This window comes from Methylobacterium sp. B1, from assembly GCF_000333255.1.
Taxonomy (GTDB): Bacteria; Pseudomonadota; Alphaproteobacteria; order Rhizobiales; family Beijerinckiaceae; genus Methylobacterium; species Methylobacterium fujisawaense.
The window spans coordinates 1-7817 of the sequence record NZ_BACT01000417.1; the positions used below are offsets into that span (position 1 = coordinate 1).

Annotated in this window: 8 protein-coding genes; 5 read left to right on the forward strand and 3 right to left on the reverse strand. The window is 69.4% G+C overall.

The window, feature by feature from the left end; all coding sequences use genetic code 11:
* Nucleotides 1-1030: phosphoglycerate dehydrogenase (serA, locus tag I53_RS12110; protein WP_106428179.1), on the reverse strand; the 1030-nt coding region annotated here is incomplete at its 3' end.
* Nucleotides 1031-1353: 323 nt separating this feature from the next.
* On the opposite strand from serA, the gene I53_RS12115 reads away from it, so the two are divergent.
* The gene (locus I53_RS12115; protein ID WP_043351010.1) at nt 1354-2202 is read left to right on the forward strand and encodes a transglutaminase family protein; all 849 of its coding nucleotides are present in this window, start codon (nt 1354-1356) and stop codon (nt 2200-2202) included.
* 14 nt (nt 2203-2216) lie between these two features.
* Here I53_RS12115 and I53_RS12120 read toward each other — a convergent pair whose 3' ends face one another.
* Nucleotides 2217-2984, reverse strand: coding sequence for a Crp/Fnr family transcriptional regulator (locus I53_RS12120; protein WP_043351012.1), 768 nt, complete (start codon nt 2982-2984; stop codon nt 2217-2219).
* A gap of 546 nt (nt 2985-3530) precedes the next feature.
* Between I53_RS12120 and rpsA the strand changes: the two genes are divergently transcribed.
* The 4 genes from rpsA (at nt 3531) to I53_RS12140 (ending at nt 7298) form a co-directional block, all read left to right on the forward strand.
* Nucleotides 3531-5243 (forward strand): 30S ribosomal protein S1, encoded by a 1713-nt coding sequence (rpsA, locus tag I53_RS12125; RefSeq protein ID WP_043351014.1) that lies wholly within the window; start codon nt 3531-3533, stop codon nt 5241-5243.
* Between the two features lie 343 nt (nt 5244-5586).
* Nucleotides 5587-6549, forward strand: a complete 963-nt coding sequence (gene sppA / locus I53_RS12130) for a signal peptide peptidase SppA (RefSeq protein WP_043351016.1) — start codon at nt 5587-5589, stop codon at nt 6547-6549.
* A 50-nt stretch (nt 6550-6599) separates the two neighbouring features.
* Nucleotides 6600-6911 carry an integration host factor subunit beta gene (locus tag I53_RS12135; RefSeq protein ID WP_043351019.1) on the forward strand — a complete coding sequence of 104 codons (312 nt, stop codon included), beginning with the start codon at nt 6600-6602 and terminating at the stop codon, nt 6909-6911.
* A gap of 18 nt (nt 6912-6929) precedes the next feature.
* Nucleotides 6930-7298, forward strand: a complete 369-nt coding sequence (locus I53_RS12140; RefSeq protein WP_043351022.1) for a LapA family protein — start codon at nt 6930-6932, stop codon at nt 7296-7298.
* A 33-nt stretch (nt 7299-7331) separates the two neighbouring features.
* Here I53_RS12140 and I53_RS12145 read toward each other — a convergent pair.
* A partial coding sequence (locus tag I53_RS12145; RefSeq protein WP_043351023.1) for a phosphoribosylanthranilate isomerase occupies nt 7332-7817 on the reverse strand: 486 nt, incomplete at its 5' end.

A 7817-nucleotide genomic window follows, 5' to 3' on the forward strand; every position in this document is an offset into this window, starting at 1 on the left:
ATGAGCGCGTTCCGGTCGGGCGGGCCGGGAGTTGCACCTGCGGGAAGTTCACGGCGCCGACCGTCGAGCCGATATCGGAATAGTCGAGGAGCTTGCGCGCCACTTCGGAGCCGATGCGCTCCTGAGCCTCCTCGGTCGATCCCCCGATATGCGGCGTGAGGATCACGTTCTCGAGTCCCTGGAGGGGGCTGACGAAGGCCTCCGCGTTGGACCCGGGCTCCGCCGGAAAGACGTCGACGGCGGCGCCCTTGAGGTGGCCGTCGCGCAGCGCCGCCGCCAGAGCCTCGAGATCGACCACGGTGCCCCGGGCGTTGTTGATCAGGAAGGATCCGGGCTTCATCGCACGGATCTCGGCCGCGCCGATCATGTTGGCGGTGGCCTCCGTCTCGGGCACGTGCAGCGAGACCACGTCGCTCTGGCCCAGAAGCTCGTGCAGCGTCTCGGTCGGCTCGGTGTTGCCGTGGCGCAGCTTGTCGGTGTGGTCGTAATACAGAACCCGCATGCCCATGGCTTCGGCGAGCGTGGAGAGCTGCGTGCCGATGTTGCCGTAGCCGACGATGCCCAGCGTCTTGCCGCGCACCTCCAGCGAGCCCGCCGCCGACTTGTCCCAGCGGCCGGCATGGGCGCCCACCGAGCGCGGAACGATCCGGCGCAGCAGCATCACGATCTCGCCGATCGTCAGCTCCGCCACCGAGCGCGTGTTCGAGAAGGGGGCGTTGAAGACCGGAATGCCCCGATGCCGGGCGGCCTCCAGATCGACCTGATTGGTGCCGACCGAGAAACAGCCCACCGCCAGGAGCCGGTCCGACGCCGCGAAGGCGGCCGCGTCGAGTTGCGTCCGCGAGCGGATGCCCACCATGTGCACGCCCTGGAGCGCCTCGTGCAGGGCCTCCCGGTCCAGCGCCTTCGGCAGCCGGGTCAGGTTGGTGTAGCCGGCGGCCCGCATCAGTGCCACGGCGCTGTCGTTGATGCCCTCCAGCAGCAAGACCCGGATCTTGTCCTTGGGCAGGGAAAGCTTGTCGGGCGTCATGGGCATGGATCGTCTGGCAGCAGGCCCCCCGGCGGCGGCCGGACGACCTTGGGTTCGAGGCGGCTCCGGATACGAGGGCGCCCTGTGCGTTGCAACATGGCGCGACGCCGGGCAGCCCCGCCCGGGGAGCGCTTCAGGGTGCGCAGCGGAGTCGCGCGGCCTCGGCCCGCGCCGAACCGTGCCGAATATTCGGGCAGGTCGACGACGCCCTGCGGGCATCTCCGACGGAACTTGAGGTCGCCTCGCGGCTTGTAGGGCCCTGTACTGTTAACGGCTCGATCTCCGGCAGCGCCGGACAGCGACCTACCATTCGGTCCTCGACGATGCATATCCGCACCGGCTTCTCGATCGCGTTCGACACGTTCGGCCCGACGCCGATGAACCTGCTGCTCAACGTCCGCCCGGAGCTGAGGCGCGACCTCGTGACCCCGGAGGTGATCACCTTCGATCCTCCGGTGGCGGCCCGGCAGCACGTCGATGCCTTCGGCAATGTCTGCACGCGCCTCGTCGCGCCGGGTGGACGGATCACCATGACGGCCGATTTCACGATCACCGATAGCGGCCGGCCGGACGACCAAGCGCCCGACGCCCGCCAGATCGCCGTGCAGGACTTGCCCGACGACGTCCTGACCTTCCTGTTGGGCTCGCGCTACTGCGACACCGACAAGCTCTCGCAGACGGCTTGGTCGCTGTTCGGCGCCACGCCGGAGGGCTGGGCGCGCGTCCAGGCCATCGTCGATTTCGCCCATAACCGCCTGCGCTTCGACTACCAGCAGGCCGACGCGACCCGCACCGCCTTCGACGGCTACACGCAGCGCGTCGGCGTGTGCCGGGACTTCGCGCATCTGGCGATAACCCTGTGCCGGTGCATGAACATCCCGGCGCGCTACGCCACCGGCTATCTGGGCGACATTGGCGTGCCGAAGGATCCGGCGCCGATGGACTTCTCCGCGTGGTTCGAGGTCTACCTCCACGGGCCCGACGGGCCGCGCTGGTACACGTTCGACGCCCGCCACAACCGGCCCCGGATCGGCCGCATCGTCATGGCCCGCGGCCGCGACGCCACCGACTGCGCCCTCACCACGAGCTTCGGTGCCGCCCAGCTGATCCGCTTCGATGTCCATACCGACGAGGTGCCGGCCGCACCGGATGCGCTGGCCCAGGCCGCCTGAGGCGGCCCCACGCCCTAGACGGTCTCGACGGTCGGGTGCGCAGGGGCGGAGTTGTTCGCGAGGTGCAGGAACGTGGGGTCGAACTCGGCGACTTCGGCGAGCGCGTCCCAGTTCTCGATGGTCAGGATGCCGCCGCCCAGCGTGACGAGCCCGCGGCCCCGGAGCGTCCGCAGAACCCGGTTCAGGTGGACGCTCGTCAGGCCTAGGGAGTCCGCGAGTTCGGACTGCTTGGGCGCCAGCGGACAGCTCAGGCCGCGCGTCAGCCCGACCGCCTTCTGCCGGAGATAGAGCTCGCAGAACATGTGGGCGACGCGACCGAGCGCCTGCCGCCGCCCGAGGCTGGTGATCCGCTCGCGGTAATGTGCGGCGTCGATCAGGCTGTCGCGCCAGAGGGTGGCGGCGAGACCGGGATTCTTCAGGAGAACCGCACGCAGGTCGTCATGCGCGACCAGCGCCACGACGCAGGACGTCAGCGTGGCGAGGTTGTGATCCATCCGGTGCAGATGGAGGCTCTGCAGGTCCGGAAGGTCGCCCGCGATGTAGAACGACAGGATCTGGCGTCCGCCCTCGGCCAGGGCGGAATAGCGATAGACCCAGCCCTGAAGGACGAGGCAGCTCTGGTTCGGCCTGTCGCCGAACCGGACGATGTCGTGGCGCGCGGGCAGGTTCCGGACGGTGTGGGGCAGCGCGAGGAGCGCCTCGCGGTCGGCATCCGAAATCCGCGCGATGCTGTCGAGCTTGCGCGCCAGCATCTCCATCGGGGCGTTGTACCCGTTCGGCATCGGGCGTTCAGGCCTCGGTTCGCGGGGCATGGGGGATGCCGCTGTGCCGCAGACGCGGGGCACGACGGGAGACGAGATCAGGACGCAGCACGCTTCTTCCCTCAAAACGCTCCGGATGCGCCGGACAGACACCAGGCCGCGCCCGACGGACCGGTGCGGGCTCTCCTGACCGGCGGATATGCGCCGGGCAAGCGTCCGGCGGCAGACAGACTTGCCACATCCGCAGCCGGCGGCAAGACCGCACCTGCGCCGCGGCCATCCGACGCCCGGCGAGGCTAAAACCCTAATCGGTTGAAGTCGCAAGGCCGATGTTGTAAGGGACCCGCGTCCTCCCGGATCCCCTCTCGCGCGCCCGTCTTTCCGGTGCGCCCGCCAGGTTTCCGGCTGGACCGCCCTCGTCATCCGTATCGACGCGTCGGCAAGCCGGGTCCCGCGGGACCGGCCGCCTCTCCCGAAAGACTCCGGGAAGGCCGCGGCGAACGGGGGCGCCTGCAACGCGAGCCGCCGACGCAACGGGCCTCCGATGGAGGCCGTTCAGGAGACAGAATGACCGCAGGTACCGCTCTGGGGCGTGGCCCGAGCCGCGAGGATTTCGCAGCCCTCCTCGAGGAGAGCTTCCTCGAACACGAGATCACCGAAGGCTCCGTCGTCAAGGGTCGCGTCGTCGCGATCGAGAAGGACGTGGCCGTCATCGACATCGGCGCCAAGACGGAAGGCCGTGTCGCGCTGAAGGAATTCACCGGTCCCGGCCGCGAGGGCGAGCTGAAGGTCGGCGACGAGGTCGAGGTCTACGTCGACCGGATCGAGAACGCGCTGGGCGAAGCCGTCATCTCGCGCGACAAGGCCCGCCGCGAGGAGAGCTGGGTCAAGCTCGAGAAGTCGTTCGAGAACAACGACCGCGTCACCGGCACGATCTTCAACCAGGTCAAGGGCGGCTACACCGTCGACCTCGACGGCGCCGTGGCGTTCCTGCCGCGCTCGCAGGTCGACATCCGCCCGGTCCGCGACGTTACCCCGCTGCTGGGCACCCCGCAGCCGTTCCAGATCCTCAAGATGGATCGCCGCCGCGGCAACATCGTCGTGTCGCGCCGGACCGTCCTCGAGGAGAGCCGCGCCGAGCAGCGCTCGGAGCTGGTGGCCAACCTTGAGGAAGGTCAGGTCATCGACGGCGTCGTCAAGAACATCACCGAGTACGGCGCCTTCGTCGATCTCGGCGGGATCGACGGCCTGCTGCACGTCACCGACATGGCGTGGCGCCGCGTGAACCATCCGTCCGAGGTCGTGACCATCGGCCAGACGGTCAAGGTCAAGATCATCAAGATCAACCACGAGACGCACCGCATCTCGCTCGGCATCAAGCAGCTCCTCGCCGATCCGTGGGAGGGCATCGCCGCCCGCTACCCGGAGGGCGCCAAGCTCAAGGGCCGCGTGACCAACATCACCGACTACGGCGCCTTCGTGGAGCTGGAGCCGGGGATCGAGGGCCTGATCCACGTCTCCGAGATGAGCTGGACCAAGAAGAACGTCCATCCGGGCAAGATCGTCTCCACCTCCCAGGAGGTCGAGGTGCAGATCCTGGAGGTCGATCCGGTCAAGCGCCGCATCAGCTTGGGCCTCAAGCAGACCCTGCAGAACCCCTGGGAGGCCTTCGCCGAGAAGCACCCGGTCGGTTCCGAGGTCGAGGGCGAGGTCAAGAACAAGACCGAGTTCGGCCTGTTCATCGGCCTCGAGGGCGACGTCGACGGCATGGTCCACCTGTCGGATCTCGACTGGAACCGTCCCGGCGAGCAGGTCATCGAGGAGTTCAAGAAGGGCGACATGGTCCGCGCCCAGGTTCTCGACGTCGACGTCGAGAAGGAGCGGATCTCCCTGGGCGTGAAGCAGCTCGGCGGTGACCCCTTCGCCGAGGCCGGCGAGATCAAGAAGGGCCAGATCGTCACCTGCGAGGTCGTCGAGGTGAAGGATGCCGGCGTCGAGGTGAAGATCGTCGACACCGACATGCAGACCTTCATCCGCCGCGCCGAGCTGGCCCGCGACCGCGGCGACCAGCGTCCCGAGCGCTTCGCCGCTGGCGAGAAGTTCGACGCCCGCGTCGTCCAGTTCGACCGGAAGGCCCGCCGCGTGCAGGTCTCGATCAAGGCTCTCGAGGTCGCCGAGGAGAAGGAGGCCATGGCCCAGTTCGGCTCCGCCGATTCGGGCGCCTCGCTCGGCGACATCCTCGGCGCCGCCTTCAACAAGAAGCGCTCCGACGACGAGTAAGACGCCGACCCCGCCGCCCGGCCCGTCCGGGCGGTGGATCCCTGGCTTCGACACCCGCGCAGGACCGACGTCCTGCGCGGGTTCTTTTTTGCGCCCAGCAATTCAAGGTTGACGATGGCGGAGCGCGGGTGGGGTCGCCCCGTCCGGAACGACAGGGACGGGCCACCCGGTCATTTTCTTCGCGCGCCCCGTATCCACGCCTGCGGAAAATGCTCTAGAACACCGGCCTCGCCCGGCGCGGACCGAGCGAGCCGAAGGAAACCAAGGACTTGCCCGGCGCGAGCGCGATGCGCCCGCATCCCGTCGAGGGGGCCGGCCGGGGGGCTTTAGGGGAAGCGACAGCATGGCAGCCGATGCCGAACTGCTGATTGACCGGCGGCGCCTGCGTCGCAGGTTGTCCCTCTGGCGCGTGCTCGGCGTCGGCGGCCTCATCGTGGCGGTCGGTGCTTTGGGCTATCGGGCGCGGACGGGCGTCGAAGGCGCGTTCGCGGTGCAGCCGCAGATCGCCCGCATCTCCGTCTCCGGCTTCATCGCCGGGAGCGAGGCCACCGCCAAGCTGATGAAGCGGGTGGGGGATTCGGATGCGGTGAAGGGCGTGATCGTCTCGATCAACTCGCCCGGCGGCACGACCACGGGGTCGGAGGAGATCTTCCGCAACCTCCGGACGCTCGCCGCCAAGAAGCCGATCGTCGCCTTCGTGGACGGCACGGCCGCGTCCGGGGCCTACATCACGGCCATCGCGGCCGATCACATCGTCGCGCGTGAGACCAGCCTGGTCGGATCGATCGGCGTGCTGTTCCAGTATCCCGATTTCTCGGGGCTCTTGGACAAGGTCGGCGTCAAGGTCGAGTCCGTGAAGTCGTCGCCGCTCAAGGCCGAGCCGTCGGGCTTCACACCGACCTCGCCGGAGGCGCGCGCCGCCCTGGCCTCCGTCGTCGGCGACACCTATGCGTGGTTCAAGGGCCTCGTCGCGGAGCGCCGGGGCATGGATCCGGCGCAACTCGGCGCCGTGTCCGACGGCCGGGTGTTCAGCGGTCGCCAGAGTATCCCGCTGAAGCTGGTCGACGAGCTCGGCGGCGAGCGTCAGGCGGTGGCGTGGCTGGAGAGTGCCCGCGGCGTCCAGACGAATCTTCCGATCAAGGATTGGAAGCCCGCGACGGAGAGCCGGTTCACCCTGTGGTCCGCGGCCGGCATCGGCGCCGACCTCCTGGGCCTGGACGGCCTCGCGGCGCGCCTTCGGTCCGTGGGGGCCGAGGCACAGGCCGCCCGGGGTGGGATGCTCGCCCTCTGGCGTCCGGAACCCTGAACCACCGCCACCGCGCAGCCCGCCCCGATCCCGCGAGAAGATTCCACGCCATGATCAAGTCGGAGCTCGTCCTCAGGATCGCCGAGCAGAACCCGCATCTCTACCAGCGTGACGTGGAGATCCTGGTCAACGCGATCCTCGACACCATTTCCGATGCGCTGGCCCGCGGCGACCGGGTGGAACTGCGTGGCTTCGGGGCCTTCTCGGTGAAGCGCCGGGAGGCGCGTCGGGGACGCAACCCGCGCACGGGTGCCGCCGTTGCCGTGTCCGAGAAGGCAATCCCCGTGTTCAAGACCGGCAAGGAGATGCGCCAGCGCCTCAACGCCGCCGGGATCGGCGAGAATGCCTCGGCCGCCGAGTAGGAAGGACCTGTGAGCGCGATGATCCGTTTCCTGAAGAGCCTCGTGCTGCTGCCGATCGCCGCCTTGGTGATCCTGCTGGCGGTGGCCAACCGCGCGCCGGTGCAGCTCTCCTTCGATCCGTTCAACGCCGACGCGCCGGTCTTCAGCGTCGCTCTTCCGCTCTACGCGATCCTGTTCGGCGCCGTGGCCCTCGGCATCGTGGTCGGCGGCATCTTCACGTGGCTCGGCCAGGGCAAGACCCGCGCCCGGGCGCGCTACCATCGCCGCGAGGCCGTCCGGTACGAGCGCGAGGCGACCCGGCTGCGCACCTATGCGCCCGAGAGCGAGACCGCGGGCACCTATACGGTCCCGAATACGGGCCGGACCGCGCTGCCCGCGCCGCGCTGAGCGGTTCCCGTTCGCGGCGCTGAGGCGGAAACCTCAGCGCGCCCGCCGCGCAGCCGCCACGAAGGCCGCGATCTTCGCCGGATCCTTCACCCCCGGCGCCGTCTCGACCCCGGACGAGACATCGACGGCGCCCAGTGCCGTGCGGGCGATGGCATCGGCGACGTTGCCGGCATCGAGGCCGCCCGACAGCATGGTGCCCTCCGGAAGCGCGGCGCCGCGCAGGATCTCCCAGTCGAAGCATCGGCCGTTGCCGCCCGGCAGGGCCGCATCCGGCGGCGCCTTGGCATCCAGCAGGATCCGGTCGGCGACCGCGGCATAGGCCGGCAGGACGGCGAGATCCGCGGACGTGGCGATGCCGAGGGCCTTCATCACCGGCCGGCCAGCGCGGGCGCGGATCGCCGCGACGCGCTCCGGGCTCTCGCGCCCATGGAGCTGGATGAGATCCGGATCCACCGCCGCGACGGCCGCGGCGAGCAGAGCGTCGTCCGGATCGACCAGCAGGATCACCCGCTCGGCCCG

What these genes read in the sequence shown, in the direction of transcription:
- I53_RS12115 (WP_043351010.1), top strand. Translation starts at nt 1,354, where the DNA reads ATGCATATCCGCACCGGCTTCTCGATCGCGTTCGACACGTTCGGCCCG.
- I53_RS12120 (WP_043351012.1), bottom strand. Translation starts at nt 2,984, where the DNA reads ATGCCGAACGGGTACAACGCCCCGATGGAGATGCTGGCGCGCAAGCTC.
- rpsA (WP_043351014.1), top strand. Translation starts at nt 3,531, where the DNA reads ATGACCGCAGGTACCGCTCTGGGGCGTGGCCCGAGCCGCGAGGATTTC.
- sppA (WP_043351016.1), top strand. Translation starts at nt 5,587, where the DNA reads ATGGCAGCCGATGCCGAACTGCTGATTGACCGGCGGCGCCTGCGTCGC.
- I53_RS12135 (WP_043351019.1), top strand. Translation starts at nt 6,600, where the DNA reads ATGATCAAGTCGGAGCTCGTCCTCAGGATCGCCGAGCAGAACCCGCAT.
- I53_RS12140 (WP_043351022.1), top strand. Translation starts at nt 6,930, where the DNA reads ATGATCCGTTTCCTGAAGAGCCTCGTGCTGCTGCCGATCGCCGCCTTG.